This is a genomic window from Methanoregula sp., from assembly GCF_023227875.1.
Lineage (GTDB): Archaea > Halobacteriota > Methanomicrobia > Methanomicrobiales > Methanospirillaceae > Methanoregula.
In genome coordinates this window covers 192,254-216,852 of record NZ_JALOCH010000005.1, presented here as the reverse complement: position 1 = coordinate 216,852, position 24,599 = coordinate 192,254, and the positions used below count along the sequence as shown (strand labels likewise).

Sequence of the window (24,599 nt, the reverse complement as noted above, 5' to 3'; positions counted from 1 at the left end):
GGAGAAAGGAAGAAAGTCTACGGTCGCGGTGCGAACGAATGCAAGATGTGCGGGCGCAAACAGGGGCTCGTACGCAGATACCATATCATGTTCTGCAGGCAGTGCTTCCGCGAATGGGCCCAGAAGATGGGCTTCAAGAAGATGAGCTGAGGAGTGAGCAAGAATGACACGATCAAATACTTTAGCAGACGGAATGTGTGCCCTGAAAAATGCAGGTGACACCGGCAAGTCCGTATGCGTAATCGAACCCGCAAGCAAGCTCCTCGGCGCAATGCTCCGCATTATGCAGGATGCCGGGTACATCGGCAGCTTCGAGTTCATTGAGGACGGCAGGGGCGGACAGCTCAAGGTCAGCCTCAACGGCAGGATCAACCGCTGCGGTGCGATCAGCCCCCGGTTCTCCGTACAGCTGGATGAGATGGAATACTGGGAAAAGCAGTACCTTCCCGGGAAGAACTTCGGTCTCCTGATGCTTTCGACCTCCCGTGGCGTCATGTCCCACGAACAGGCGAGGAAAGAAGGTATCGGTGGCGAACTGCTCGGGTACGTGTACTAGAGGTGCGATGATGGCAGCAGTACGAAAGGTAAAAATCCCCGATGGCGTAAAGGCCCAGCTCGACGGTACACAACTCAAGGTGACCGGTCCCAAGGGCCAGCTCTCCCGCAACATGCGCTTCCCCCAGGTCACGGTTACCTGTGATGGCAAGGAAGTCACCATCTCCACCGAGTCCAAGAGGAAAGAGATCACGGCAATGGTCGGCACCCTTGAGGCGCACACCAAGAATATGTGCCGTGGTGTATCCGAAGGCTTCGAGTACCGCATGAAAGTGGTGTACAGCCACTTCCCCATCCAGCTCAAGCTCCAGGGCAACCGGCTTGAGATTGCCAACTTCCTTGGTGAGAAGAAGGCGCGGTATGCACGGATCGAGACCGGTGTGACGGCAAAAGTATCCAATGACGAAGTCGTCCTGAACGGCAGCGACCGCGAACTGGTCGGCAACTCGGCAGCGAACATCGAACACGCTTGTCACATCCGCAACCGCGACCCGCGTGTATTCCAGGATGGCATCTACATGGTCCAGAGGGGCTGAAGTCAATGGCAACTGAAGTAAAGCGATTAATCCGGGTACGCGTTGACAAGGGCGCAAGCTTCAAGCGTGATGGATATGGCAAGAAACGCCAGCTCTCCGATTCATGGAGAAAACCCCGCGGCCAGCATAACAAGCAGAGGGAGCAGAAGAAGGCAAAGGGAGCACTCCCCAAGCCGGGATTCGGCAGCCCTGTTGCAGTCCGCGGCATGCACCCGAGCGGCTTTTTCGAGGCACTCATCTCCTCAATCAAGGAACTTGAGGGACTCGACCCCAAGACCCAGGCAGTCAGGATTTCAGCCACCGTTGGCGACCGCAAGCGCGTTGCACTTCAGGATGCAGCGATCGCAGCAGGTCTCAAGGTGCTCAACGCCCGCACGGTGAAAGCCAAAGCAAAGAAGGCACCGGTGAAAAAAGAAGAAGCCAGGGACGAGGAAAAACCGAAGAAGGATGCGAAGAAACCCGCAGCGTCCAAGGCAAAAGCCCCGGTCAAGAAGGAAGCCGCCAAGGCAAAACCGGCACCCAAGGCTGAAGAGAAGAAGGCACCGGCCAAGAAGGCAGAAGCAAAGCCCAAGGCAGAGCCTGAAGCAAAGGCTGAGAAGAAGGCACCGGCAAAGAAAGCCGCCGCCAAGCCCAAGGCAGAGAAGGCTGCCGAGGCAAAACCCGCAGCAAAAAAGACCACTAAGTCCGGGGTGAAGAAGAATGAGTGACGTCGCCAGCCAGAAACGCATTGCAGCAGCAATCCTGAAATGCGGTGTCAACCGGGTCTGGTTCGATCCGTCCCGTATCTCGGACATCGAGAACGCGATCTCGCGTGAGGACCTCAGGGGACTCGTCACCGAGGGTGTCATCAAGGCACGCCAGAAGAAGGGTGTCAGCCGCGGCCGGGCCCGCGCACGGATCGCACAGCGGTCCTACGGGCACCGGAAAGGCGCTGGCAAGAGAAGGGGTGCGGCAGGTGCCCGCAACCCGAGCAAGACCGCATGGGTCCAGAAGATCCGTGCAATCAGGAAAGCGCTCGTTGAACTCCGCGAGGCCGGCACAATTGACCGGCACATGTACCGCATCCTTTACCGGAAAGCGGCAGGCGGCCAGTTCAGGAGCGTCGCGCACATGAAGGCGCAGATGGAGATCCTCCTTGGGAGGATGAAGTAACATGGCAACAGGATCGCGGTATTTTGTCCCCTTCCGGAGACGGCGGGAAGGCAAAACCGATTACTACCAGCGGACGAGGCTTGTCGTTGCGGACGTACCAAGGATGGTCGTCAGGAAGACAAACCGGCACATCATCGTGCAGCTCGTTACGGCTGAGATGGACGGCGACCGTACCCTCGTAGCGGCTAACTCAAAAGAGCTCGAGAAATACGGATTCAAGGGATCAACTTCCAACACCCCGGCTGCATACCTCACTGGCATGCTCTTTGCCATCAAGGCAAAGAAAGCCGGGCAGGACAGTGCGGTTCTCGATATCGGGCTCAACCGTGCAACACCGGGAGCCCGTGTGTTTGCAGCACTCAAGGGTGCCGTGGATGGCGGACTCGACATCCCCTACGGAGAGGAGATCCTCCCGTCCGAAGAACGCCTCAAGGGCGCTCACATCGCGGCATACAACAAGAATGCCAGCGATATCGTCAACAACGTCGAACAGGTGGCAGCAGCCATAAAAAAGGAGATGGCGTAACATGGCATACGAACGAGAAGAATGGCAGCCGGTCACCGGTCTTGGCAAGCTTGTTGCTGCGGGAGAGATCAAGAGCATTGATCAGGTCCTCGAGAGCGGCAGGCCCATCAAGGAACCCCAGATCGTCGATGCGTTCCTCCCCGATCTCGAGGACGAAGTCCTCGATATCGCCATGATGCAGCGCATGACCGACTCGGGCCGCCGTGTCCAGTTCCGTGCCGTTGTCATCGTTGGCAACCGCAACGGGTACATCGGCTTCGGCCAGGGCAAGGACGTACAGGTCGGCGACGCAATCAAGAAAGCAATTGTCAAGGCAAAGATGAACCTCGTCAAGGTCCGCCGTGGCTGCGGCAGTTGGGAATGCGGCTGTGCTGCAACGCACTCGATCCCGATGCAGGTTACCGGCATTGCCGGCAGCGTCAAGGTCACCCTCAAGCCCGCACCGCAGGGCACGGGACTTGTTACCGGTGACATCAGCAGGAAAGTGCTCGAACTTGCCGGTATCAAGGATGTCTGGACGTTCGCGCGCGGGCAGACCCGCACGACCATCAACTTTGCCAAGGCGACCTTCAACGCACTCAAGGCAACCAATATGATCCGGACCGGGGGGTCGCAGTAAATGTACGCGGTCGTTCAGGTCCGCGGTGTTGTGAAGACCCGCCAGGACATCAAGGACACCTTGAAGATGCTGCGCCTGCATCACATCAACCACTGTGTGCTGATCCCGGACACTCCTGAAAACCTCGGTATGATCCGGAAAGTCAAGGACTACGTGGCATTCGGGGAAGTGGATGCAGCAACCGTTGAGACCCTCCTGCAGACCCGCGGCAGGGTCATCGGTGATGCCCCGCTCACGGACGAGTACATCAAGTCCAACTCGACCTATGGCGGTGTTGCAGACTTTGCAAAGGCACTTGCCAGCGGCGAGACGAAGCTGCGCGACATGCCGGGCCTTAAGCCCGTGCTCCGCCTGCACCCCCCGCGCAAGGGATACAAAACCACCAAGCGGACCTTCCCCCAGGGTGGATCGCTTGGCTATTATGGTCAGGAGATCAATAGTCTCCTTTACAGGATGAGGTGAAGAGGATGCCAACCAACAAGCGTTCAAAATTCCGCGGATCGCGGACCTGCGGCGGAGGCACCCACAAGAACCGGCGCGGTGCAGGAAACCGTGGCGGCCGGGGACGTGCCGGCATCAACGCCCACCACTTTGTCAAGTGGTATAAGGAAATGGGTGGACCGGTATTCGGTAAGGATGGGTTCTGTAACCAGACCCGGACTGAAGTGACGACCATCGATGTCGGTACACTGGACCAGATCGTGCCCTCGCTCCTTGCACAGGGTATTGCCAAGAAGGACGGGGATGCGATTGTGATCGATACTGCTGATATGGGAATCGAGAAGGTTCTCGGAACCGGTAAGATCACCCGGAAGATCAATATCTCCGCACAGGCCTTCTCAGAGACCGCAAAGGCAAAGATCGAGAAAATGGGCGGAAAGGCCCAGGTTGTCTGATAGGCAACATATTTTTTTGGTGAAACAATGGGAGACCTGCTGGATCGAATGGAACCCCTGCTCGCTGCGATGCCCGCAGTCAAGAGCCCGGAGGGCCACGTTCACTTCAAGAATAAACTGATCTGGACCGTGGGAATTTTAATTCTGTATTTTGTCCTGACGAACATTCCGGTGTTTGGACTTGCGCCCGACAGTGCGGATATGCTCGCTGCTTACCGTGCACTCCTTGCCGGAGCAACTGGTTCGATCGTTCACCTCGGTATCGGGCCGATCGTCACGGCCTCCATCGTTCTCCAGCTCTTAAAAGGTGCAGATATCCTGCGCATCGACACGAGCGAGACGCGCGGGCAGGTCATGTATATGGGCCTGCAGAAGTTGCTTATTATGGTCATGATCGTTGTCGAAGCAGCCCCGAATATTGTCGGTGGGTTCATGCAGCCCGACACGATCATCGCGAGCCAGTTCTTTGGCGGCAACCTCTTTGCAGTATCCCTCCTGATCTTTCTCCAGATCTGTATCGGTGGTGTCCTCATCTTCTTCATGGATGAAGTAGTGACGAAATGGGGTATCGGTTCCGGTGTGGGACTGTTCATCATTGCCGGTATATCCCAGGCGCTCGTCAACGGGTTCATCAGCTGGGCCAATATCACCGACCAGTATCCCGTCGGTTTCTTCCCGCGTCTTGTTGCTATCGGTCTGGATGGTGGAAATTACCTCGCGTACTTCAGTTCAGATATGCTCGCGTTCATAACCACCATCGCGATCTTCCTTGTCATCGTCTATGTGGAGTCTACTAGGATCGAGATCCCGCTTGCCCACGCCCAGATACGCGGGGCACGGGCGCGCTTCCCGGTCAAGCTCATCTACGCAAGCGTTCTGCCCATGATCCTCGTGATGGTGCTCCTGGCAAACATCCAGATGATGGGCATGTTCCTCTCAAATGTCGGGATTACCATCCTCGGGACATTCGATGGTTCTACACCCCAGAACGGTCTCATGTACTTCCTTGCTCCAATCAACGGCCCGTCCGACTGGATGTGGTGGACAACCGATCTCGGGCACGCGGTATGGGAGGTAATTTTACGTCTGGGCATCAATATGACATTCATGGTGGTCGGAGGTGCGATCTTCGCGCTCTTCTGGATCAAGACTGCCGGGCTCGACAGTAAGGATGTTGCCCGGCAGATCCAGATGTCCGGTATGTCCATCCCTGGCTACCGCCGGAATCCGCAGGTGCTTGAAAAGTACCTTGACCGGTATATCCCCCGAGTAACCATCATCGGTGGCGTCTTCATTGGTGTGCTCAGTGTCGTTGCAAACCTCTTTGGTGTCATCGGATCGGTGAGCGGGACCGGTCTGCTCTTGACGGTGAGTATCACTTACCGGCTCTACGAAGAGATCGCGAGCCAGCAGATCATGGAGATGTACCCGTTCATGCGGACATTCTTTGGAAAAGAGTGATTCTTACAGGAAAGGGACAAGGATGGAAGGAAAGAAGGTCATCATCACCGGCGTTCCCGGTGTCGGCAAGACAACGGTTGTCAATGAAGCACTGAAAAACCTCAAGGAGCAGGGTGTCGAATACCAGTCAATCAATTTCGGCACCTTCATGTTCGAGGTTGCAAAAGCGGATAATGTCGTTAAGGACCGGGACCAGATGCGCACGCTGGACCGCGCAGTCCAGAAGCGACTGCAGCAGCGGGCTGCACAGGCCATTGCAAAGATCCCGGGAAATGTCCTGATCGATACGCACGCCTCGGTAAAGACGCCCAAGGGCTATCTCGCGGGACTCCCCGAATGGGTGCTCCGCGAGATCATGCCGGATATCATTGTACTTGTCGAAACTGATGATGACCAGATCCTCATGCGGCGCCTCACTGATGAGACGCGGTCACGGGACAAGGAAGGAGCCCGCTCGATCGCGGAACACCAGCAGTTCAACCGGTCCATCGCCGCGGCATACGCGATGATCACCGGCTGCACCATAAAAATGATCACAAATGCCGATTTCCTGCTCGACCGTTCGGCGGCCGAACTTGCGGAAGTCCTCCGGTGAACGCATGAATTTTAAAAAGATCTGGGACGACTACAGCCTCTGGTTCACGTTCGGCTTCATGTTCCTCATGATGTGGGCGTATACCGTCCCGTGGTTGCGTGAAGGAGTCGGCCAGGCAATAGACGCTGTGTTTGCCCCGCTGGTCACGGAGTTTGGTATACCGTTCTATATCCTGATCGTTATCCTTTCTGCGCTGACCGGCCTGTACTCCTCAATCGTGCAGAAATACACGATCGATTACGAGAAGATGACAAATTCACAGGAGCGGATGAAAGAGTTCCAGGCAGAGTTCCGTGAGGCCCAGCTCTCCCAGGACGAGAAGAAGATCAAGAAACTGGAAGCAAAAAAAGACCGGGTCATGAAGGAACAGCTCGAAATGTCCCAGCAGCAGTTCAAGCCCATGACCTATATCCTCGTCCTTTCCGTCCCGATCTTCTTCTGGCTCCTGTACCGGCTGGCCCAGACAACCACGACTATCACCATGCCATATCTCGGCACCCACAGTCTCAGCGATGCGGTCATCTGGGTCATCCCGGCATGGATCTTCTGGTACATGATCTGTTCTATTACGCTCTCCCAGATCATCCGCAAGGCCCTCAATATCGGGGGACTCTGATGCGGATCACCGTGAGCGGGTTGCCCGGGAGCGGGACAACCTCACTCTCACGGTACCTCGCGGAGCGCCACGGTTTTTCCCTGATATCTGCCGGGGAGGTCTTCCGCCAGCTGGCAAAAGAGCACAACATGGAGCTGGCCCGGTTTGGCGAACTTGCACGGCAGGATCCGACCTATGACAAGATGATCGATGCCCGCCAGAAAGATATCGCGCAGGAACATGACGACATCATCGTGGAAGGCAGGCTCTCCGGCTGGATGGTGGACAATGCGGATCTCAAGATCTGGTTGTACGCACCCATCGGCTGCCGGATCAAGCGGATCGTCTTCCGCGACCAGGTGGCCGATGAAGAGACGGCAAAGAACCTGACGCTGGAGCGCGAGCAGTGCGAAGCGGACCGTTACCGTTCCTACTATAATATTGACATTAACGATCTTTCCCGGTATCATATCATCCTGAACTCTGAACACTGGGATGTTGAAGGGTTGGGTGCAATCATCGATACGTCCATTGCCCGGCTGAAACAAAACAGGCACAACCCGTGAATGTTCATTCCGATACGTATCCTGTTTTAACAAATTGCATTCTCCGGAGAATGGCACATACAGAGAATTTTTCTTCAGAACCCATGTAACTATTAACAAAAAGGTGTGACTGCGATGGAAGGCACGGTGGTCATCCGGATTGTGGATGCATGGGACCAGGAAGAGATCGTGCATCTCTATCGTGCGGGAGGGTGGTGGAAGGACGGATATGATCCCGGTTCCCTTCACGACCTGATCCGGGGGAGTTTTGCATTTGCCGTTGCCATTGATATAAAAACAGGACACGCCATTGGCATGGGACGGGTCCTTTCAGACGGCATCTCGGATGGCTATATCCAGGACCTTGTCGTCCTCCCGGAGTACCGGAAGCAAGGGATCGGAAAAGAGATCGTTACCGCCCTTGTTGGGCATTGCACCCGTGCCGGCATCTCGTGGATCGGCCTGATTGCGGAACCGGGTACAGAATCCTTTTACCAGCCTTTAGGATTCCAGCCCATGAAGGGACACATCCCGCTGTTGTGGACGAGTGATCGGCCATGCTGAGACCAGAAGATTTCAAGCCCGTTACTCTCTTGGACCGGGCATTTTTTGAGAACCACTATGCGCATTACCCGCAGGTGCATTCAGACAATACCTTCACCAACATGGTCTGCTGGAACCATTTTGCCCATTACACCTACGCGTACGTTGAAAAAAATATCATTATCGCCAGCACCATTGGCAGCATAACACGGTTCCGCCCCCCGATCGGTCCCCGCAATCCTGCACTCCTCCGTTCCCTGATCCGGCTGGCCTCCGATGTCAGCGACAATGAACCGATTGTCGTGATTGACACGGAGACTGCCGTATGGATGCGGGAGGTCTGCCCGGGCATCAACCTGATACCCGACCGCAACCACTTTGAATATGTCTACCAGGCAGCGGATCTTGCAGAACTCCCCGGAAAAAATTATCTGACGATCCGTCGCCAGCTCAACAAGTTCCGGAAAAACTGTATCAATGTTGTCGAACCGATCTCAAAGGAGAACTGGGAGGAAGTGAAACGGTTCCTCATCGAATGGTGCGAGTGGAAAGGGTGCGAAGGCGACCCGGTCCTTGCCCATGAGAAGGACGCCGTCTTTTTTGCCATCGACCACTTCAACGAACTCCCGCTGGAAGGACTGGTCATCAGGGTCTTCTCCAAGGTCGGCGCCATCGCCCTCTATGAACCCATGACCAACGATACCGCGCTCGTGCATTTCGAGAAAGGCCTGCCCGACTGCGAGGGGATATACAAGGCGATCAACAATGAGACTGCCCTTCGCCTTGCAAAGAAGTTTACCTATATCAACCGGGAGAGCGATCTCGGCGTTGCCGGGCTCCGCGAGGCAAAACTGCGGTACCACCCGCACCATATGGTGGAAGTCTATGCGATGAAGCGGGACTTGTAAATCCCCCGGATAAAAACAAATATCTATCCGGAACTTATCCGACAACGATTGTCAGTACGCCGGAGACAATGAGGTTAACTGCAATGGCGGCAAGGAGCATACCGAGCATTTTTCCCATGATATCGGTGACAACATCCCCAAGAACCCGCTGGATAAATTCTGAATAATACAGGATGACCCAGGTGGCAAGGAGCGAAAGGGTGATCGCGACAAACGGGATGAGGAGCCCGTAATCCTTTGAAAGGAGCATCACCGTGGTGATGGCCCCCGGCCCACAGAGGAGGGGGGTTCCGATCACAACGCCCGCGGCGGTTTTGGCATGCCCCTTGGAGTGACCCAGTTCGATGCCCAGCGCTTCCTGGATACCGAGAATGAAGAGCAGGACACCGCCGGCGATCTGGAAACTGGGAATATTGAGCCCGAGGATGTCGAAGATCAGCTTGTTGAAGACCAGGAACAGGTACATCAGGCTGCCGGCCACGGCAACGGCGATGAACGCCTGCTTGTGGATCTCCGCCGGTGACTGTCCCTTGGTCATCGCCGCAAATATCGGTATGGAAAGGAGGGGGTCAAGGATGATGAACAGGGTGGCAAACGAATAGATGATGCCGGGGAGGAGGTCCATGATGATCCTGATCAGGAGTATATGCAGTGCTTGTATAAATGTGAAGACGCCTGCCTGATCGTCAGGGAACAAAAAGCCCCGCGTCTGCACTATCCAAATATATAATTGCCACCACCCTCCATGTTCCAGTAAGGCGGATTCTCTTCTCTTTCATGCGCAGGAGAGGCCGCATGGGTGATGCGTATATGGCAAAGGCTGTAAAATCAATACCTGAAAAAGGCGTAAAGAAGGTCTCAAAGCCTGCTGCAAAGAAGAAACCCGTTGTACTGGCGAAGAAAAAGCCGGCCGCCGCCAGGAAACCTGCGGCAAGAACGGTTGCCCCTCCGGTAAAGAAGAAAGCGGGAGTGAAGAAAGCTGTAAAGGTCACTCCGAAGAGATCCGCAAAAAAACCGGCAGGGAAAAAAGCCTCAAAGGATATGACCCGGTACCGCTGTAAACTCTGCGGCTACATCTATTCCCCTCTCCGCGGGGAGCCGCACAACGGTATCCCTGAAGGGACGGCATTCGATGACCTTCCGGAGGACTATGTCTGCCCGGTCTGCGGTATGCAGGGAAAAGGCAGGATCGGGAAGTGGGGCTTTGATGCATGGAGGCCCACCCGCTATCTCTGTTCCATGTGCAGTTACGTATATGACGAAAAACGCGGGGAGCCTCACCGGGGTATCAAACCCGGCACGAAATTCGAGGATCTTCCGGAGGACTATGTCTGCCCGGTCTGTGCGCTCGATCCGAAAATCCGCGTACAATTCGGGAAGGTCTTCAAACAGGGATTCGAACCCCTCAATGTCTGACACACATATCTTTCCACACATCCATTTTTTCTCCCAATGGGCATCGTGACTTCCCAATGGTCCTCAACTCCTGCACATCGGGTATCTGCCCGGGAAAACGCACGAACTTATAATCTTAAACATCCATCCTTCATAGTAAACACAGGACGGCGTCACCGGCAATAGTGTACCGGGGGCAATTGGATGCAAGACATACAGGATCCCACACTCTATCAAAAGCGGCAGGCTCTGGCGGTATTTCTCCACGTTGATCCGGAAACCCTCAAGGAATCAAAGGGGACCCTGTATAGTTTCAAGGCATTTTTCAATGGGAACGATGAGGCATATCTCATCCTCAACGACGCCGAAGCAACCATCGCCGCAGAACACGCCGTGCCGGAAAAACTCTGGCTGATCTGCCTTGAGACGCTCTTTGCCTATTTTGACATCGATGCCTATCCCTCGGACGTCATCGGGAAGATGAAGACCCCGGAGATCCGCCGGGTGAACGATGAGCTCAAGGCTCTCATCTACAACACCACCGGCATGGAAGAACTCAAAAAGAAGATGCTCTCCTACGGGAACCGGAAGAACCTCCTTGCCGATTATGATCAGACCGAGCATTTCCAGGACGGTTACTTCATTTACCGCTTGTACTGATACGGCAGACTCGCAATTTTCCTCTTTTATTCCTTCCATCTTTATCTCCTCGTGGCGGCTGTCGTCACATTCTCGCAAATCTATAAACCTGCCGGCAGTTTACTCTTATCCAGTGATACCTTTGGCATACTTTTCATGCAACTTTGTGAATCATTTCCGTTCCGTTACGTTCATCGTCTGCCTGTGTGCCGGTGTGCTGGTGGCTGCCGTGTCCGGCTATGGTTACAGCACGGATTACGAAGGATATCTTGGCGAGACTATCGCCCTGCACGGGGAATCCTATAACAGCGACCAGATCTATCTGTTCATGACGGGCCCCGGCCTGCCCGAGAATGGTGTGACCCTGACGGACACATCACAACGGGCCGACCAGGGAAAATTTAGTATGGTTGACGTTGACAGCAACCAGCAGTGGTCGTTCAAATGGGATACGTCCCGGATTGACAATGAGATCGATCCCGGGACCTTCACCGTATACGCGGTCAACGCCCCGGTCGACAAGTCAGACCTCACCGGCCACAGTTACCAGACCCTGAGCGTGTATCTCAAGGATGGCAGCCTGTCAAAAAACCGGGTCAGCATTGGCACGAAATACACCATGAACCTGGCGTATGATGATACCCCCATGACGACCCCCATCACCACGGTGCCTCCCACCCTGCCCCCGACAACAATCGTACCGGATACGACGGTAACAACTCCCGAACCAACGAGCACACCCACACCGAAATCTGTTGTGCTTCCGTTCGCAGCACTCACGGGACTGATCGTCGCTGGCTGTATTTTCCTCCTGTCCCGAAGACGGTAATCCAATTTTCATTTTTTACCGGGAATATTCCGGCAGGCTCCTTTTTTCCGATCTGCGATGTGATTGAAAGGTCTCCCGCACGAAGCAGCAAGGTATTATCAACCCTTATGTGAATGGTAATATGAGTGGTATGGACGTACCGGCACTGCTTGAAAAAGCGCATCACCTCATGAAGGTAGGGCGCTATGACGAGGCGATCTCCCTCTATGACCAGGTCCTGGAAATCAACAGGAACAATACGGTGGCACTCGAGAATAAAGGCAAGATCTACTATTACCTTGGCAGGCACGAGGATGCGATAGCCTGTTATGACAAGGCGATTGTCATCAACCCGAACCTGATCACGGTCTGGTTCGAGAAGGGGTACACGCTCCGCAAGATCCGACGGTACGAGGAATCAATAAAGTGTTTTGAACGGGCTCTTTCGATCGACCCGGAGTATACCTTCGCCATTGCCAACAAGGGATACTCCCTGAATGAACTGGGGAGATATGAGGAGGCGATCCGCTGTTTTGATACCATCCTTGAAACAAGCCCGAAGAATATCCGGGCGATGACGTCCAAAGGGATTGCCCTGCGGGAACTGGGTAAGAACGAGGAAGCCCTTGCCTATTTTGAGAAGGCAATCGGTCTCAACCCGATCAATTCCTTTGTCTGGTACAACAAGGCGATTACCCTGCGGAACCTGGGGCGATCAAAGGAAGCCGATGAAGCGATCAAAATCGTTAACTTCCCCCAGCGTACGGGGACGAACTGATCTTATGAGAAATTTTTTTATTTTTTCTCTTTTTTAGAATTCGAAGAAGTCCATCAGGACTTCGAGAAAGAGAAGGGAGGCGGAGCCGACCTTCGAAGAATCCTGACGGATTCTTCTCGTCCTCGAATCTCGCTTCGCTCAATTCTTCGGAATTCGAAGAAGTCCATCAGGACTTCGAGAAAAAGAAGGGAGGCGGAGCCGACTTTCGAAGAAACCTAGCGGTTTCTTCTCGTGGTTCGGGTTCTTCGAACCCTCACCAATTCGAAGAAATCTGATAAATTCTTCTGGTCCTCTACCCGCACTTCGTGTGGGTATCGGATAAAAAAATAGGATTAAATAAGTTTGAAGATTGGGTGGCTTTCTGCCTTGCACTCGATCCCGAGCTGGCGGGTTGCCTCAAGGACGGTGATGTCCGTGTAGGCCTGTGCAGTGATCATTGCTTCTACGTTCTCGATAGGTCCGTACATGATGAGGTCTGCACCGAGGGTGGATGCAATCATGTTGCAACCGATATCGGGTGCTGACCATGCGGCCTGCTTTATGCCCTCAATACCGCCAAGGTAGTGGTGGGACATCTGCTTGAGGAGGACATCCTTGCCCTCGTATCCAACCGCCAGCTGTGAGGGGGTCTTGCTTGTTCCCTTCCAGCGCTTGAGCCAGGTCCAGGAAACGGTCATGTTGTGGTATGCACCACCGGTCGGGTAGCCGTGGATTGCCTTGCAGGCAAGGATCTCACGGTATGAGCCGCCGCTTCCGAGGCCGAGGGGGGTTGCTGCAGTGTCGAGGATCGGGCGGGTGATACCGCATTCCTTTGCGATATCGAGCATACCCTTGGTCTGACCTGCAACGCCGCCTTCGACGAGCACCTTCTCTCTTCCTGCGACTGACGGGTCTGCAGGGTTGAATGCAAGGACAATGGCTGCATCCACATCACTGTTCTTCAGTGCTTCAATGCTCTCCGGCAGGATCGACCCGTTGATCGAGTTGTAGATCGCACGCTTTGCGAGACCGACTTCGGTCACGTATTTACAAGCGTGGGCAAGTGCCGTGGGCACTGATGAATCCATCAGGAACGCGGTCTTGTTGTCGATCGAGTCGAACCAGTTAAAGTAGCTCTCGAATGCTTCCCCGTATTCCGCGATGATCTGGATGAAGTGTGGAATGCCGGTCAGGTCTGAGAGGACCTGACAGCGGTTCCAGAGTGCTTCTGCCTTTGCCTTGTCGATGGTGCCTTTCTTGTCGTCAAGCACGCACTCGTGCTTGTTGTAGAAGATCGATGCACCCAGTACGGTCGGGTACTCGCCGGGCTGACCACCAATCATGGTGCCGTTGAAGTCCCAGACGCTCTGTTCTTTTTCGAATCTGAACATGTTCTATCACACCTCCATTATACCATTGCCATTAATTTCTGGTACAAAAACAACAGCATCACAAATACGATAACGCCTGCCATGAGGCCGTACAGTATGCCGATATCCCGACCAATTTTTCGTCCAACACGCTGTGCAATCTCCGCATCCACGAACTCGATATTCTTCTCGATCTTGTCAAGACGCTTCTCGACTTCGAGGAACTGGGGGTTCGCACTTGCAGCGCCTACTTCCTGCCCACCGGCAGCTTCCTTGACTTCGACGACCATTGCATCGGCAGCGAACGCACCCGGGTCTTTAGCCTTGAGTTCGTTGATCTTGGCCTTGATAGCGCCGAGATCTTCGCTTTCCATGATGTTGACGATTTCCGTCTGTTCCTGGAAGCGCTTGATATTAACGTCAGTGAGGTTTTCAATGAAGGGAATTGCACCTTCAGCGCCGACGACCCGTCCTTCCTTCACACCATTCTTGTGGAGTGCAGCGAAGGTCTGGCCAGAGAGGTGACCTTTGACTTCAGTACCGACGAAGAGGACGAACCTGATATTGGGGTTGGCAATAACGTTGGCGATGACCTTTTCGAGACCGAGGTTCTCGGTCTTACAGGATCCGCAGAGTGCCGCGCCGGCATCGCAGATACCCTGTTCGTCAAGGTGTGAACCCATGGTGACGACAGCCACGGGGCTGTTTGCGTCTCCTGAGTGGAAGTCGCCCTTGATGAGTGGCCAGCCACTTGCTGGTGATTTCTTGTCTACCATCTTGTTCACCTCATCCCACCAGTACTATAGGCAGCACAATCAGGATCAATGCAAGGAGTAACCCTGCTGTGAACCCGACTAAACCGCTTGCGGTGACTGCCGAGTCAATCTTGTTGGTCCTGGCGAGGATCTGCGACTTGTAGCGGATGTTCTCCACCATGTTCTCGATCGCCACCATCCTGACCGGTCCGGTTGATTTTGCTTCTTCTGCCATCTTTTTCACCCCAGCATGAGTAATCCGACCAGGGCAAACGAGACGATCAGACCGATCATCAGGCCTTCGATCTTACCTGCATAGACCCCGGCGGCAAACTTGTCCCGGTATCCGATATCCGTCACCATCTTCTCGATGACCTTCATGCGGGCAGTGATCAGTGCCATCTCTCCAGAGAGCGGACGGGCTTCCCCGCCGGCCTCTTCGGCCCCACCGGCAGCTTCCTTGACTTCGACGACCATTGCATCGGCAGCGAACGCACCCGGGTCTTTAGCCTTGAGTTCGTTGATCTTGGCCTTGATAGTGCCGAGATCTTCGCTTTCCATGATGTTGACGATTTCCGTCTGTTCCTGGAAGCGCTTGATATTAACGTCAGTGAGGTTTTCAATGAAGGGAATTGCACCTTCAGCGCCGACGACCCGTCCTTCCTTCACACCATTCTTGTGGAGTGCAGCGAAGGTCTGGCCAGAGAGGTGACCTTTGACTTCAGTACCGACGAAGAGGACGAACCTGATATTGGGGTTGGCAATAACGTTGGCGATGACCTTTTCGAGACCGAGGTTCTCGGTCTTACAGGATCCGCAGAGTGCCGCGCCGGCATCGCAGATACCCTGTTCGTCAAGGTGTGAACCCATGGTGACGACAGCCACGGGGCTGTTTGCGTCTCCTGAGTGGAAGTCGCCCTTGATGAGTGGCCAGCCGCTTGCTGGTGATTTCTTATCTGCCATGTTAGATCACCTTGATCATCTGGAATGCAATGATTCCGGCAATGAATAATCCAATGGCAAGTCCATACCAGAACGACGTGATCGTGCCACCGATTGCAAGCCCGTGATCCCTGTTCGGGAACGAGGCGAGGAGGTTGCCTTCTCCGGAGAGCATGTTGATTAGATCGTTGCTGGTTGCTTCGAGGATTGCTACCTTTTCGATGACCGGTGCAAGCGACTCTCCTGCAGAGGTCACAATGCCGACCATGGGGTCAGCGACAAGCCCGAATTCCGGGAGAACAATAACGTATCCCATGTTAGTGTCCCTCCACTTCAGGAATCGGTTTTGCATCGAGCCATGCTGCTGCATCGCGCTTCGAAAGGACCATGTACTCGTTGTAGGTGTATGCCCAGCCGATGATTGCAATGATCAGCGAAATGAGTGCCGATCCCGTGCTGATCAGGGCAAAGGACATGATAGCTGCGACGAGCATAGAGAGGAACCCGCATTCTGCGGTGAGCATGAGCATGCGGTCCTGAGTCCAACCGGGTCCGAGGCACGCGTTGAACGGGTGCTGGATTGCAATTGCCCCGAGCAGGAATGCGACCGCAATCAGACATCCACCGAGGAATGACTGTTCGTGGGTCAACAGGGTCATACCCATGACGGTTACGTGACCTGTTGTCAGGCCTGCAAAGGTGAACCCGCCGGTGATGAGTGCTGCAAAGCCCATGAGGGACAGTGCACCGACAACTGCCATTTCGGTCAGTGCCTGCACCATGGCCGGGATCTTCATGTTCAGGATGTTGTTGGAAACATATCCGAGGATGAAACCAATGATAGCTGCAAGGACTGCTGCCACGATCGGCGCATAGAAGCCGAACTTGGTAGCAAGCAGCATTGCGATAACACCCGAGCCGAATGCGATCATACCTGCCGAAGGTACACCAGTACCAATACCGTAACTGCAGAGCACCTTGATGGTGTGGCTCCCCCAGATCAATGCTGCGATCACCGCGAGGCCCCCGAAGAACGAGAACATCTCGGTGCTGGTGAGCACATTGAGGTAGGTCAGGTAGAGACAGACGAGCGTGCTGACAATGCCCGCAATCATGATCTTATTGTGCGGGATGCCGCCTTCAATTACTTCAACTTTTACTGTCATCTTCAACACCTCACATTGCAACGATCAGGATCGCCACAAGTCCGCAAAGGGCTGATGCGACAGCTGATGCAACGACCGACCGTGGCCAGCGTTTGAATTTCGGGTCGTGGGGACCTTCAATGGTTCCCGTGATGTTGTACGCAGTGAGCACTGCATTCACGAGGAACATGCCCACGGCGAACATACCGGCTGCAGAGACTGCAATTGGCACGACCTGTGTTGCGGTGATTCCCATAACGGTGGGAAGTGCTGCCGTGTAGACTTCGAGGAGCTCAAGGTAGATGAGCGTACCGCCGGCACCTGCAAAGATACCGCCGAGGACACCGCCAACGAACGAGATGAACGGAAGACCGTGTCCCTCAGTTCCCTGTGACTTGTACTCTGCCTGGGTGTCACCGGTGATCGGGTCCTTTGCAACCTTACCGGATGCTGCGGGAATACCCATGCCGAAGACATAGACAAAGTTCACCATCATACAGGTGATTGCCATCATCAGGCCGCCACCAATGCCGCCGGTAATGACGACAACGAGGGCGTCCTGTCCTGCTGCGGCAGCCCATGCGCCACCGAAGAGACCGGCAAGACCGCCACCAGCTGCGAGCATCGCGACACCGGTCGCAATACCGGGAGCCTGTCCCATTGCAGCGGGTGCACCGCCGACAGGGACGAAGTGGACGCCGAAACCGATCAGGACGCCGCCGACTACGATAAGAATGAGCGGCATGACCCCGATCGGGTAAATGAAGTAGCAGATCCCGATGAGGATCAGGAACATCACACCACCGATCGCCATCGCGGCCGGGTTCATTGCGCTGCCTGCTGTGGGTTTTGCTGCGACTGCGCTCATGAGGATGCCTCCTTTGCCTCGGTGTAGGGTCCGTAGTTCTTCCGTGCCCAGACCTCGATATACCGGTCGATGACCGTGAATACGAGGATCATGAGGACACCGACAACGATTGCGCCCCACCCGGCTGCGACCTGCTCAAAGAGAACGGTACGCCAGAGTTCGAGGAAGACAATCAGACCAAAACAGACACCGGCTGCGGAACCACCGATCTTCGTGGTAAACCACCCGTTGTCGAGTGAGTTGCGCTCGCCTGCTTCTGCATAGCGGACGATGTTACCTGACGCCGAGATCGGGACACCTGCACCGAACTTCTGGTTCTGGTACTGGCGTTCCTTCCCGTAGTACGGGTTGCCCGTTGCAGATCCTGCTGCACCGAGTGCGATACCCCAGACAAGGCCGAGCAGCGGCAGCGGGAACGGGTGTCCCAGTGCTCCGTTGATCAGCTGACAGAGTGCCACGGTTGCGAAGATCGCAATAAAGGCATGTGCCATGGTAACCGTCGTCATGGACTTAAGGATGTCCACGTAGACCGGCTGCCCGAACTTGGACAGGCTCGCGGTCCTGCCAACGTATGCGGTTGTTGCGTAAACGCCCTGTACAAAGACTGCGAGTACAGAACCGAGAACAATAGCAAGAACCGCGTTAAACTGCATTGCCATAAAGGCCCATGCGAGACCAGCGCCCAATGCACACCAGAGACCGTATGCCGGGGGTTCTCCTGCAACCGCCTTGTTGAAGATGCGGTGAAGGAATCCCATCTGGGGTGCGAGCTGAACCTGTGAGTTCGGGTCACCTTGTGACCCGATGTTGGATTCAGTATCTTCCGCAGAACCGGCTACAGTGGCAAGAGCTCCTGTCAATGCAGTAATTCCAATGCCAAATACAATATGTTCCATTTAGCCTCCTCCCTGCGTGCGAATGCACGAGAGTATTCAAAATGCAATGCCACGCACATCGAGTAGATACTCTTTGTGGTTAGTGTAAAGTTGGTAAGATCTTGATTAAAAGGTTTCGAAATAATGCCGGCGATAGAAGGATATATTAAGCCCGAATTAAAAATCGGGCGATTATGCGGGATTTTCTAATCATGTGGATTTGTGTTAAGGAAAGTCTGGTTGTTTTGAGGGCAAGAGGGTTTGTGTTGGGACGTATGATTCTGCATCAATCTCGCGAACCGGATGATGTGGCTGATAGGTGATCATGGATCCGGCCAGCCTCTCCGGAATCCCGCTGGTGGGGGGGGTATCCTCCCACTCCCTTTCCGGTCCGGCCACCGCCAACTATCCCGTCTTTCCCACATCATGTCGGAGATTGTACACCGGAACACCAAAACCGGAGGGGGGTAGTCCCCCCTCCCTCAGCAGGAGGTACCCCCCTCCACCCCATTTTAAAATTTTGAGGGGGGGTCCCCCGACCTATCCCTCCCGGTTACGGAGGGGTACCCACCCCCCTTGCCTGCATGATCAACCGTGATAGCTCCCGTGGAACTTCCGACGGAGCAAGGAATATCCGGCACTTCCGGCAAAATGAGCAGAGGGGGGTACCCTCCCTTCCCATACTCAGAGAGGTAGCTACCTCTCCCCCTGTTGATGGGAGGTACCCTGCGCCGGATCCGATCCAACGAAATGGGAGGGGTGGGTAACCCCCAGTTGAACCCAGGGGAACCTGAACTCCGCGTTTAATCAGGAAACTTCAATTCAATCATCTTTTTGACTCATGCAGGTAATCATCGTATAATGAACTCCAATAATCATGCGGTTTCCACCGGCCTGATCCTTTTTGTTGTGGGAATCGGGGCATTTATGGATGGCCTTGATGGTGCAATCGTCAACGTCTCGCTTCCGCAGATCGCTGCCAGTTTCAATGCAGATATCAGTCTCGCATCGCTCGTTTTGACCATCTATCTTGTCGTATTGAGCAGCCTGATGGTGATATTTGCAAAAATCTCCACCTTTGCCGGCACTAAAAAGATCTATATCGGCGGGCTTGCCATCTTTACGCTGGCCTCACTTCTGTGCGCTGTTTCATGGAACATCGAGGCGCTTATCGCATTCAGGGCATTTCAGGGTCTTGGGGCGGCAATGATCGCACCCTCTGCCGTTGCAACGATTGCACTTCATGTCAGGGAATCAGAACGTGCCAAATCTCTCGGGGTGATAGCTGCCGCATCAGCACTGGCCTTTGCGCTCGGTCCGGTTGCCGGGGGCCTGATCACTGAATACCTGAGCTGGCACTGGATCTTCTTAATCAACCTCCCTATCGGGATCATCGCTATTGTCCTTGCTCACTCTATCCTTGCCGATGACGCGCCCCCCATTGCCGCACCCCGTGCTTTTGACTATCCGGGGGCAGTCCTGTTTTTCATTGCCATGACGCTGTTCATTCTCCCGATGGGTTTTATTGGAGAAAGATCCGAGGGGCTCATAACTCCCGTGAACCTTCTTTTCCTGTCGGCAGTAGTGTTCCTGTTGTTTGCCCTTGCAGAGAAAAAAGCCATGGATCCTGTTATTGATCTGTCCCTGTTTTTGAACAGGAATTTTACCTGTTCAACCCTTTCATATTCGTTTGCAATGCTTGCATACGGGGGCCTTCTCCTGATCCTGCCGTTTTACCTTCAGTTTATCATGTCGATGAGTCCGGGAGAGGCCGGGCTGTTCCTCCTTATTCCCTCCATTATCATCACCGTTTTGAGTCCCGTAGGAGGAATGCTTGCGGATAAAACCGGAGCAGGAAAAGTCTGCGTGGTCTCATCAGTTGTCTTTCTGGTAACGTTCCTGATGATGCTGTTCCTTTCTTCGAACAGCGGCACGGGTCTTTTAATTGTCGCCCTGATCATCATGGGTATCGGGTTCGGGCCGTTTATGAGTGCCGGATCCAGCAGGATAATTGAACATTCCGGTGAAGACAAACGGGAGATGGCATCGGGGATAATGAGCACGTCCATTTATTTTGGAACTGCTCTGGGAACGGCACTGTTTACCGCGATATTCTCGTATTTTTCAGGAGACCATGGTTCGCAGGCTGGCCTTCCTGTTCCTGCATTCATGTCGGGTTTTAATGCTGCAATCGTGGCAGGAGTCCTGTTCTGCATCATTGTCATCGTCTCGTCATCGATGGTGAGGGATACAAAAAGAACCTGATTTTTTTCACTGGCCCGTTTTCAATAATTAAAACCTGCACGATGTTCGTTTGATTCATCCGGCACAGGCAAAAAAATGACGGGGTGCCCTATTGCATTGATATTTTTCGTATCAGCGCCATCACACCGGGTTTCTTCTTTTGCGAAGAGAGCGCACCCAACCCGATCCCCGGCACCGGCTCCTCGTCAAACATCTCATTGTTCATCCGCTCGTTGAGCTCGTCGAAGATCCGCGTGTAAGCTGCACAGTGGGGATCCACGCCATCCAGCGCCCCGCCCAAGGGGGCGATCGCGTTGTACGGGCATCCGCCCCGGCAGTATCTGATGTGCGGGCAGTCCTTGCAGGCCTTGTCCACGTATTCGGAGAACGCCATCATCCTCCGGCCGGGCTCTGACTGCATGAGCTGCTCCATCGTTGGTTTGTCCCGCACGTTGGCCATCACCCACTCCGGCATTCCGACAAAGCGGTAGCAGGGGTAGATGCTCCCGTCGGGGCCGATGGCAAACGTACTGCCCATGCAGTCAACGAAAGTGCAGACCGAGCCCCGGCGGGTGAAGACGCAGCGGCAGAGGTCGTTGATGTTCATCACCTCGATCGTCCCGAGGTTCTCAAGTGATTTGTCGAGAAGGTATACCAGCAGCTCGCCGTACTCCTCCGGTTCGAGCGCCCATTCCTTCGGATTTTCCGAGCGGAGCGAGGGCAGGGCCGGGTGGAGTTTTAAGACGAAACCCCTCTCTTTGAAGAAATTGAAGATCTCTTCCTTGTGTTTTACCGATTTATTGGTGAACGTGCAGATGAACCGGACCTGAAGGCCGGCCGCCCGGGCGATCTCGTAGCCCTTCATGCACTTCTCAAAGTAGCCGTCGCCCCGCTGCGAGTCCGTGATCTCCTCCGGGCCGTCAATGCTCGAACCGAGGGGGACATGGTACTCCGCGAGCACGGAGGCGATCTCGGGGGTCATCCTCCAGAGATTCGTCTGCATCGCAAAATCAGGGGTGAAACGTCCGGGTTCCCCCCCAAGCATCGGGAGTGCCTGCCGGTAAAAGTCCGCGCCCGCAAGGAGCGGCTCGCCGCCGTGGAACGTGAAGGTAACCCGTTCATTTCCAAAATCCCTGAGCCACGCGACAATGTCTTTGACCGTGTCGATGCTCATGATGGGCGACCCTTCCTCCGAGCTCCAGCAGTATTTGCACCGGCCGGGGCATCCCAGCGTTGGGATGATCATGATGTGGAAGGGATTTTTCATGGTACTTTTTGTTTTACCTGCGAGGGTAAGAGGGTTGCGAAACGGGAGAGACGAACGCGTCACGCATCAGTAAAAACGTATCGTTGTTGGTGAATGGTGAAACAACTAAAAAAAGAAAAAAAATTTGGTGGGGATGTGCTTACCTTGCGGGGATGATCAGTGAGCGCTCGCCGGCGGGCATGAACTCACGGATTGCACCCTTTGCGAACTCGCGGCGGGGTTCGGAGAAGTCGAACTTAAGCGACGGGTCTGCGAACGTGATCTTAATGAGCGGGGACAGGGTCCAGGCATCTCCGCGGCCGTAGTGGGCTGCGCCGGAAATGGCTGCGTATTCTCCCTGGTGTCCGACGTTCATTGCATAGTTCGGGTAGTTCGGTCCACGGAGCTCGCCGATACAGCCTTCGTCGGGCCTGATTGACATTGAGTTCGAGGAACCGCACTGGTCCTGCAGGTCGTAACCGAAGAAGCCGAGACGTGACCAGCCTTCCTTGTGGGCGAGCATGGACATGTACCAGCCGTTCAGGCCAGCGTTCGAGTTTGCAGTAGCGAGTGCACAGGAAATACCTGATGCTGCTGCAAGGACGGATGCACGCTGGGAACCGCCGAAGTGGCTCTCGAGGGTGGTCGGGTACTGTTCGTACTGTTCCATACCGTAGAGGGTGACTTCGGTTGCAATGTCGCTGATTGCTTCCTGTGTCTTCTTTGCCTTGCCGAGACCACCGTGGTTCTTCTTGATATAGTCAAGACCATAGTAGCAGTAGTCATCGAGGATGTTGTCGGTGTATGCAGCGGTTGCATACTGGGTGAATCCGACACCACCGGACATGTAGGATCCGAGCCAGATCTGGTCGAAGAGCATGGTGCCTGCACCGACGACTTCAAGGGATGCCTTGACGGGGTCGTTGGGGTACTTGCGGTCTCCCTGAACCATATCTGCGAAGTGTCCGAACTTGATGCCACCCGGCTCGTTCGGGCCGCGTGCACGGCGGGCGGGCAGGATGTCTGCCATCTGGATGACACCGGCGTGCTTTGCTGCGAATGCAAGGTCAGCGACTGCTGCTTCGCCTGCGCACATCTTGTATGCGCCGATGAAGGACATACCGATCTGCATTGCAGACCAACGGGAGGTGGTTCCACCGTCGCAGGTCCTGCTGACGGTTGTCGGGATGTGCACTGCCTGGAACATCGACTTGCCGACTGCGGCTTTCAGTGCTGCTGCACTCTTTGCCGGGAAGAGCTTGTCGAGGTTTAAGAGGAACTGGGGCTCGATGTCATCTGCCATCTCGTCGTCGCCAGTGAAGACTTTCACATAGCAGTCGTCGACAAGTGACGGGTGGGTCTCGACCATGTGTTCCTGAACAACGGCTGCACCGGGCATGGCGTGGTTCAGCACGTGGAGGTACTCGTTGATGGTCTCAGGAGTTACTTCCTTGCCGAGGCGCTTCTGCAGGGTGTTGTGGGCGAGGTCAAGACCTACGATGATGGTCCTGCGGATGTCGTCCCACATCTGCTGCATGGCAGCGTTGTTGACGAAGTGGAGGTCGTCGCCTTCTACAAAGACGTTGGTGCCGCTGACTTCGTAGGTCATCAGCTGGCGCTGACCGAGCGGGATACCACCACAGTGGCAGCGCTTCGGGTCGTACATGGAGATACCGCGGTCCATCTCGGCCTTCTTACCGGCTTTCATGAACTCGACTTTGCGCGGAGACTGCTCAAGACCTTCCCGGCCGAATACGGTGTGGGTTGCTGAGGGGTCTTCTGCAAACTTCTCCTTCATTGCCTTCAGGAAGAGCTTCTGGGTTCTCTCGATTTTTGCTGCTTTTGCCATAATTATGCCTCCTTTGGCATGAAGCCGTACTTTACCCTGAGTGAGTGGATGCGCTGGATGTATTCAATCAGTTCAGCATCGTCGCGGTAGGCAGTGCCTACGAGCGAGTGGTAGATCGTGCTGTTTGCCTTGATCCACTTTGCATCCATCGGCTTGCCGACCTTGACTTCAGTGTCAAGGGGTACTCCAACCTGGTCCTTGACATACTTGACAATACCTGACTTCTTGTCGAGGATACAGCGCTGGAGCATGTCGAACATCATCCCGTTCTCATCGAGACGGAGGGAGTGGCCGTGCACCGTGCATCCGCGGACGCTGACAAGTGCGGGGTCAAAGAGCTCGGTGTTGACGAGGTCCTTTGCATATTTCTCGAGGTCGCGTTCGCGGCACTCGACGATCTGGCGACCTGAAAGGGTACCCGGATCAATGCCGCGGAAGCGGTAGGACTCAAGATAGGACCTGAGGTACGGGTGGCAGGGTGCGTTGTACATCGAGTCAGCGAACTGGATGTAGCGGACGCGGTCGCCGGCCTTTGCGCCGTCGGTCGGGGTGACCATCTTGCGGATCGGGCATGCAGGCTCCTGCTGCTCGGAGAGCGGCGGGTGTGCACTCTTGTAGGCTGAGCCGGGTGCACGGTGTCCCATGATCAGGACGAGGTCCTTGTCGGTGACATCGCGAAGCTTTGAGAGTTTGTGTGCCGGGTCCATCTGCTTGCGCCTGTTTGCGGCGACAATGGTCTGGCCTGCACAATACTGGGGTTTATATGCCATTATTT

At 54.9% G+C, this 24,599-nt stretch carries 32 protein-coding genes; 20 read left to right on the top strand and 12 right to left on the bottom strand.

Features of this window, described 5'->3' with window-relative positions:
- The 15 genes from M0R30_RS07435 to M0R30_RS07365 all read left to right on the top strand — a co-directional run.
- On the top strand, positions 1-150 hold a 150-nt coding region (locus M0R30_RS07435), incomplete at its 5' end, for a 30S ribosomal protein S14 (RefSeq protein ID WP_292545439.1).
- 13 nt (positions 151-163) lie between these two features.
- On the top strand, positions 164-556 hold the full coding sequence (locus tag M0R30_RS07430; RefSeq protein ID WP_292545428.1) for a 30S ribosomal protein S8: 393 nt from the start codon (positions 164-166) through the stop codon (positions 554-556).
- A gap of 10 nt (positions 557-566) precedes the next feature.
- Positions 567-1,091, top strand: coding sequence for a 50S ribosomal protein L6 (locus M0R30_RS07425; protein WP_292545426.1), 525 nt, complete (start codon positions 567-569; stop codon positions 1,089-1,091).
- A 5-nt stretch (positions 1,092-1,096) separates the two neighbouring features.
- Positions 1,097-1,798 (top strand): 50S ribosomal protein L32e, encoded by a 702-nt coding sequence (locus tag M0R30_RS07420; RefSeq protein WP_292545425.1) that lies wholly within the window; start codon positions 1,097-1,099, stop codon positions 1,796-1,798.
- The gene (locus tag M0R30_RS07415) at positions 1,791-2,243 is read left to right on the top strand and encodes a 50S ribosomal protein L19e (RefSeq protein WP_292545424.1); all 453 of its coding nucleotides are present in this window, start codon (positions 1,791-1,793) and stop codon (positions 2,241-2,243) included. The genes M0R30_RS07420 and M0R30_RS07415 overlap by 8 nt, the downstream gene beginning before the upstream one ends.
- Before the next feature lies 1 nt (position 2,244).
- Entirely contained in the window at positions 2,245-2,769 is a 525-nt protein-coding gene (locus M0R30_RS07410; protein WP_292545422.1) for a 50S ribosomal protein L18, read from the top strand.
- Position 2,770: 1 nt separating this feature from the next.
- Complete coding sequence (locus tag M0R30_RS07405; protein ID WP_292545420.1) at positions 2,771-3,388, top strand: 30S ribosomal protein S5; 618 nt, start codon at positions 2,771-2,773, stop codon at positions 3,386-3,388.
- Positions 3,389-3,850 carry a 50S ribosomal protein L30 gene (locus M0R30_RS07400; RefSeq protein ID WP_292545418.1) on the top strand — a complete coding sequence of 154 codons (462 nt, stop codon included), beginning with the start codon at positions 3,389-3,391 and terminating at the stop codon, positions 3,848-3,850.
- 5 nt (positions 3,851-3,855) lie between these two features.
- A complete protein-coding gene (locus tag M0R30_RS07395) occupies positions 3,856-4,284 on the top strand; it encodes an uL15m family ribosomal protein (RefSeq protein WP_292545416.1) in 429 nt (142 codons plus the stop codon).
- A gap of 27 nt (positions 4,285-4,311) precedes the next feature.
- On the top strand, positions 4,312-5,745 hold the full coding sequence (gene secY / locus M0R30_RS07390; RefSeq protein ID WP_292545414.1) for a preprotein translocase subunit SecY: 1,434 nt from the start codon (positions 4,312-4,314) through the stop codon (positions 5,743-5,745).
- A 22-nt stretch (positions 5,746-5,767) separates the two neighbouring features.
- Entirely contained in the window at positions 5,768-6,340 is a 573-nt protein-coding gene (locus M0R30_RS07385) for an adenylate kinase (protein ID WP_292545412.1), read from the top strand.
- 4 nt (positions 6,341-6,344) lie between these two features.
- The gene (locus M0R30_RS07380) at positions 6,345-6,956 is read left to right on the top strand and encodes an EMC3/TMCO1 family protein (RefSeq protein ID WP_292545410.1); all 612 of its coding nucleotides are present in this window, start codon (positions 6,345-6,347) and stop codon (positions 6,954-6,956) included.
- Complete coding sequence (gene cmk, locus M0R30_RS07375) at positions 6,956-7,501, top strand: (d)CMP kinase (RefSeq protein WP_292545408.1); 546 nt, start codon at positions 6,956-6,958, stop codon at positions 7,499-7,501. The genes M0R30_RS07380 and cmk overlap by 1 nt, the downstream gene beginning before the upstream one ends.
- Before the next feature lie 114 nt (positions 7,502-7,615).
- On the top strand, positions 7,616-8,044 hold the full coding sequence (locus M0R30_RS07370) for a GNAT family N-acetyltransferase (protein ID WP_292545437.1): 429 nt from the start codon (positions 7,616-7,618) through the stop codon (positions 8,042-8,044).
- Positions 8,038-8,931: a phosphatidylglycerol lysyltransferase domain-containing protein gene (locus M0R30_RS07365; RefSeq protein WP_292545406.1), complete on the top strand. Its 894-nt coding sequence runs from the start codon at positions 8,038-8,040 to the stop codon at positions 8,929-8,931. Before M0R30_RS07370 ends, M0R30_RS07365 begins: the two co-directional genes overlap by 7 nt.
- 34 nt (positions 8,932-8,965) lie before the next feature.
- Here M0R30_RS07365 and M0R30_RS07360 read toward each other — a convergent pair whose 3' ends face one another.
- Positions 8,966-9,556, bottom strand: coding sequence for a MarC family protein (locus M0R30_RS07360; RefSeq protein ID WP_292545403.1), 591 nt, complete (start codon positions 9,554-9,556; stop codon positions 8,966-8,968).
- Between the two features lie 170 nt (positions 9,557-9,726).
- On the opposite strand from M0R30_RS07360, the gene M0R30_RS07355 reads away from it, so the two are divergent.
- The 4 genes from M0R30_RS07355 to M0R30_RS07340 all read left to right on the top strand — a co-directional run bounded on the left by M0R30_RS07355 (position 9,727) and on the right by M0R30_RS07340 (position 12,551).
- Positions 9,727-10,347, top strand: coding sequence for a rubredoxin (locus M0R30_RS07355; protein WP_292545401.1), 621 nt, complete (start codon positions 9,727-9,729; stop codon positions 10,345-10,347).
- A gap of 183 nt (positions 10,348-10,530) precedes the next feature.
- The gene (locus M0R30_RS07350) at positions 10,531-10,986 is read left to right on the top strand and encodes a hypothetical protein (RefSeq protein ID WP_292545399.1); all 456 of its coding nucleotides are present in this window, start codon (positions 10,531-10,533) and stop codon (positions 10,984-10,986) included.
- Positions 10,987-11,131: 145 nt separating this feature from the next.
- Positions 11,132-11,794 (top strand): hypothetical protein, encoded by a 663-nt coding sequence (locus tag M0R30_RS07345; RefSeq protein ID WP_292545397.1) that lies wholly within the window; start codon positions 11,132-11,134, stop codon positions 11,792-11,794.
- 121 nt (positions 11,795-11,915) lie between these two features.
- On the top strand, positions 11,916-12,551 hold the full coding sequence (locus M0R30_RS07340; RefSeq protein WP_292545394.1) for a tetratricopeptide repeat protein: 636 nt from the start codon (positions 11,916-11,918) through the stop codon (positions 12,549-12,551).
- Positions 12,552-12,883: 332 nt separating this feature from the next.
- Here M0R30_RS07340 and mtrH read toward each other — a convergent pair whose 3' ends face one another.
- Genes mtrH through mtrE form a run of 8 tightly spaced genes read right to left on the bottom strand, consistent with a single transcriptional unit; the run spans position 12,884 to position 18,506 of the window.
- On the bottom strand, positions 12,884-13,921 hold the full coding sequence (gene mtrH, locus M0R30_RS07335; RefSeq protein WP_292545391.1) for a tetrahydromethanopterin S-methyltransferase subunit H: 1,038 nt from the start codon (positions 13,919-13,921) through the stop codon (positions 12,884-12,886).
- Between the two features lie 17 nt (positions 13,922-13,938).
- The gene (gene mtrA, locus M0R30_RS07330; protein ID WP_292545388.1) at positions 13,939-14,676 is read right to left on the bottom strand and encodes a tetrahydromethanopterin S-methyltransferase subunit A; all 738 of its coding nucleotides are present in this window, start codon (positions 14,674-14,676) and stop codon (positions 13,939-13,941) included.
- 10 nt (positions 14,677-14,686) lie between these two features.
- Positions 14,687-14,890 carry a tetrahydromethanopterin S-methyltransferase subunit F gene (locus tag M0R30_RS07325; RefSeq protein WP_292545384.1) on the bottom strand — a complete coding sequence of 68 codons (204 nt, stop codon included), beginning with the start codon at positions 14,888-14,890 and terminating at the stop codon, positions 14,687-14,689.
- A gap of 5 nt (positions 14,891-14,895) precedes the next feature.
- Entirely contained in the window at positions 14,896-15,618 is a 723-nt protein-coding gene (mtrA, locus tag M0R30_RS07320; protein WP_292545380.1) for a tetrahydromethanopterin S-methyltransferase subunit A, read from the bottom strand.
- Position 15,619: 1 nt separating this feature from the next.
- Entirely contained in the window at positions 15,620-15,913 is a 294-nt protein-coding gene (gene mtrB / locus M0R30_RS07315) for a tetrahydromethanopterin S-methyltransferase subunit MtrB (protein ID WP_292545377.1), read from the bottom strand.
- Between the two features lies 1 nt (position 15,914).
- Positions 15,915-16,763 (bottom strand): tetrahydromethanopterin S-methyltransferase subunit MtrC, encoded by an 849-nt coding sequence (gene mtrC / locus M0R30_RS07310; RefSeq protein WP_292545374.1) that lies wholly within the window; start codon positions 16,761-16,763, stop codon positions 15,915-15,917.
- Positions 16,764-16,773: 10 nt separating this feature from the next.
- Positions 16,774-17,610 carry a tetrahydromethanopterin S-methyltransferase subunit D gene (mtrD, locus tag M0R30_RS07305; protein ID WP_292545371.1) on the bottom strand — a complete coding sequence of 279 codons (837 nt, stop codon included), beginning with the start codon at positions 17,608-17,610 and terminating at the stop codon, positions 16,774-16,776.
- Positions 17,607-18,506 carry a tetrahydromethanopterin S-methyltransferase subunit E gene (mtrE, locus tag M0R30_RS07300; protein ID WP_292545367.1) on the bottom strand — a complete coding sequence of 300 codons (900 nt, stop codon included), beginning with the start codon at positions 18,504-18,506 and terminating at the stop codon, positions 17,607-17,609. Before mtrE ends, mtrD begins: the two co-directional genes overlap by 4 nt.
- Before the next feature lie 840 nt (positions 18,507-19,346).
- On the opposite strand from mtrE, the gene M0R30_RS07295 reads away from it, so the two are divergent.
- Positions 19,347-20,750: an MFS transporter gene (locus M0R30_RS07295; RefSeq protein ID WP_292545364.1), complete on the top strand. Its 1,404-nt coding sequence runs from the start codon at positions 19,347-19,349 to the stop codon at positions 20,748-20,750.
- A gap of 88 nt (positions 20,751-20,838) precedes the next feature.
- Here M0R30_RS07295 and M0R30_RS07290 read toward each other — a convergent pair whose 3' ends face one another.
- The 3 genes from M0R30_RS07290 to mcrG all read right to left on the bottom strand — a co-directional run bounded on the left by M0R30_RS07290 (position 20,839) and on the right by mcrG (position 24,594).
- Positions 20,839-21,996 carry a TIGR04083 family peptide-modifying radical SAM enzyme gene (locus M0R30_RS07290; protein ID WP_292545361.1) on the bottom strand — a complete coding sequence of 386 codons (1,158 nt, stop codon included), beginning with the start codon at positions 21,994-21,996 and terminating at the stop codon, positions 20,839-20,841.
- 139 nt (positions 21,997-22,135) lie between these two features.
- Entirely contained in the window at positions 22,136-23,824 is a 1,689-nt protein-coding gene (gene mcrA / locus M0R30_RS07285) for a coenzyme-B sulfoethylthiotransferase subunit alpha (protein ID WP_292545358.1), read from the bottom strand.
- Between the two features lie 2 nt (positions 23,825-23,826).
- Positions 23,827-24,594, bottom strand: a complete 768-nt coding sequence (gene mcrG / locus M0R30_RS07280) for a coenzyme-B sulfoethylthiotransferase subunit gamma (protein ID WP_292545355.1) — start codon at positions 24,592-24,594, stop codon at positions 23,827-23,829.
- Positions 24,595-24,599: the final 5 nt, after the last annotated feature.

Bases quoted from the DNA above. Each gene is read 5' to 3' on its own strand.
- mcrA (WP_292545358.1), bottom strand. From the start codon at position 23,824: ATGGCAAAAGCAGCAAAAATCGAGAGAACCCAGAAGCTCTTCCTGAAG.
- cmk (WP_292545408.1), top strand. From the start codon at position 6,956: ATGCGGATCACCGTGAGCGGGTTGCCCGGGAGCGGGACAACCTCACTC.
- M0R30_RS07350 (WP_292545399.1), top strand. From the start codon at position 10,531: ATGCAAGACATACAGGATCCCACACTCTATCAAAAGCGGCAGGCTCTG.
- M0R30_RS07325 (WP_292545384.1), bottom strand. From the start codon at position 14,890: ATGGCAGAAGAAGCAAAATCAACCGGACCGGTCAGGATGGTGGCGATC.
- M0R30_RS07425 (WP_292545426.1), top strand. From the start codon at position 567: ATGGCAGCAGTACGAAAGGTAAAAATCCCCGATGGCGTAAAGGCCCAG.
- M0R30_RS07360 (WP_292545403.1), bottom strand. From the start codon at position 9,556: ATGGACCTCCTCCCCGGCATCATCTATTCGTTTGCCACCCTGTTCATC.
- M0R30_RS07295 (WP_292545364.1), top strand. From the start codon at position 19,347: ATGAACTCCAATAATCATGCGGTTTCCACCGGCCTGATCCTTTTTGTT.
- mtrH (WP_292545391.1), bottom strand. From the start codon at position 13,921: ATGTTCAGATTCGAAAAAGAACAGAGCGTCTGGGACTTCAACGGCACC.
- mtrC (WP_292545374.1), bottom strand. From the start codon at position 16,763: ATGACAGTAAAAGTTGAAGTAATTGAAGGCGGCATCCCGCACAATAAG.
- M0R30_RS07340 (WP_292545394.1), top strand. From the start codon at position 11,916: ATGAGTGGTATGGACGTACCGGCACTGCTTGAAAAAGCGCATCACCTC.
- M0R30_RS07400 (WP_292545418.1), top strand. From the start codon at position 3,389: ATGTACGCGGTCGTTCAGGTCCGCGGTGTTGTGAAGACCCGCCAGGAC.
- M0R30_RS07395 (WP_292545416.1), top strand. From the start codon at position 3,856: ATGCCAACCAACAAGCGTTCAAAATTCCGCGGATCGCGGACCTGCGGC.
- M0R30_RS07290 (WP_292545361.1), bottom strand. From the start codon at position 21,996: ATGAAAAATCCCTTCCACATCATGATCATCCCAACGCTGGGATGCCCC.
- mtrD (WP_292545371.1), bottom strand. From the start codon at position 17,610: ATGAGCGCAGTCGCAGCAAAACCCACAGCAGGCAGCGCAATGAACCCG.
- mcrG (WP_292545355.1), bottom strand. From the start codon at position 24,594: ATGGCATATAAACCCCAGTATTGTGCAGGCCAGACCATTGTCGCCGCA.
- M0R30_RS07415 (WP_292545424.1), top strand. From the start codon at position 1,791: ATGAGTGACGTCGCCAGCCAGAAACGCATTGCAGCAGCAATCCTGAAA.
- M0R30_RS07355 (WP_292545401.1), top strand. From the start codon at position 9,727: ATGGGTGATGCGTATATGGCAAAGGCTGTAAAATCAATACCTGAAAAA.
- M0R30_RS07410 (WP_292545422.1), top strand. From the start codon at position 2,245: ATGGCAACAGGATCGCGGTATTTTGTCCCCTTCCGGAGACGGCGGGAA.
- M0R30_RS07430 (WP_292545428.1), top strand. From the start codon at position 164: ATGACACGATCAAATACTTTAGCAGACGGAATGTGTGCCCTGAAAAAT.
- mtrB (WP_292545377.1), bottom strand. From the start codon at position 15,913: ATGGGATACGTTATTGTTCTCCCGGAATTCGGGCTTGTCGCTGACCCC.
- secY (WP_292545414.1), top strand. From the start codon at position 4,312: ATGGGAGACCTGCTGGATCGAATGGAACCCCTGCTCGCTGCGATGCCC.
- M0R30_RS07380 (WP_292545410.1), top strand. From the start codon at position 6,345: ATGAATTTTAAAAAGATCTGGGACGACTACAGCCTCTGGTTCACGTTC.
- mtrA (WP_292545380.1), bottom strand. From the start codon at position 15,618: ATGGCAGATAAGAAATCACCAGCAAGCGGCTGGCCACTCATCAAGGGC.
- M0R30_RS07420 (WP_292545425.1), top strand. From the start codon at position 1,097: ATGGCAACTGAAGTAAAGCGATTAATCCGGGTACGCGTTGACAAGGGC.
- M0R30_RS07405 (WP_292545420.1), top strand. From the start codon at position 2,771: ATGGCATACGAACGAGAAGAATGGCAGCCGGTCACCGGTCTTGGCAAG.
- mtrE (WP_292545367.1), bottom strand. From the start codon at position 18,506: ATGGAACATATTGTATTTGGCATTGGAATTACTGCATTGACAGGAGCT.
- M0R30_RS07385 (WP_292545412.1), top strand. From the start codon at position 5,768: ATGGAAGGAAAGAAGGTCATCATCACCGGCGTTCCCGGTGTCGGCAAG.
- M0R30_RS07370 (WP_292545437.1), top strand. From the start codon at position 7,616: ATGGAAGGCACGGTGGTCATCCGGATTGTGGATGCATGGGACCAGGAA.
- M0R30_RS07365 (WP_292545406.1), top strand. From the start codon at position 8,038: ATGCTGAGACCAGAAGATTTCAAGCCCGTTACTCTCTTGGACCGGGCA.
- mtrA (WP_292545388.1), bottom strand. From the start codon at position 14,676: ATGGTAGACAAGAAATCACCAGCAAGTGGCTGGCCACTCATCAAGGGC.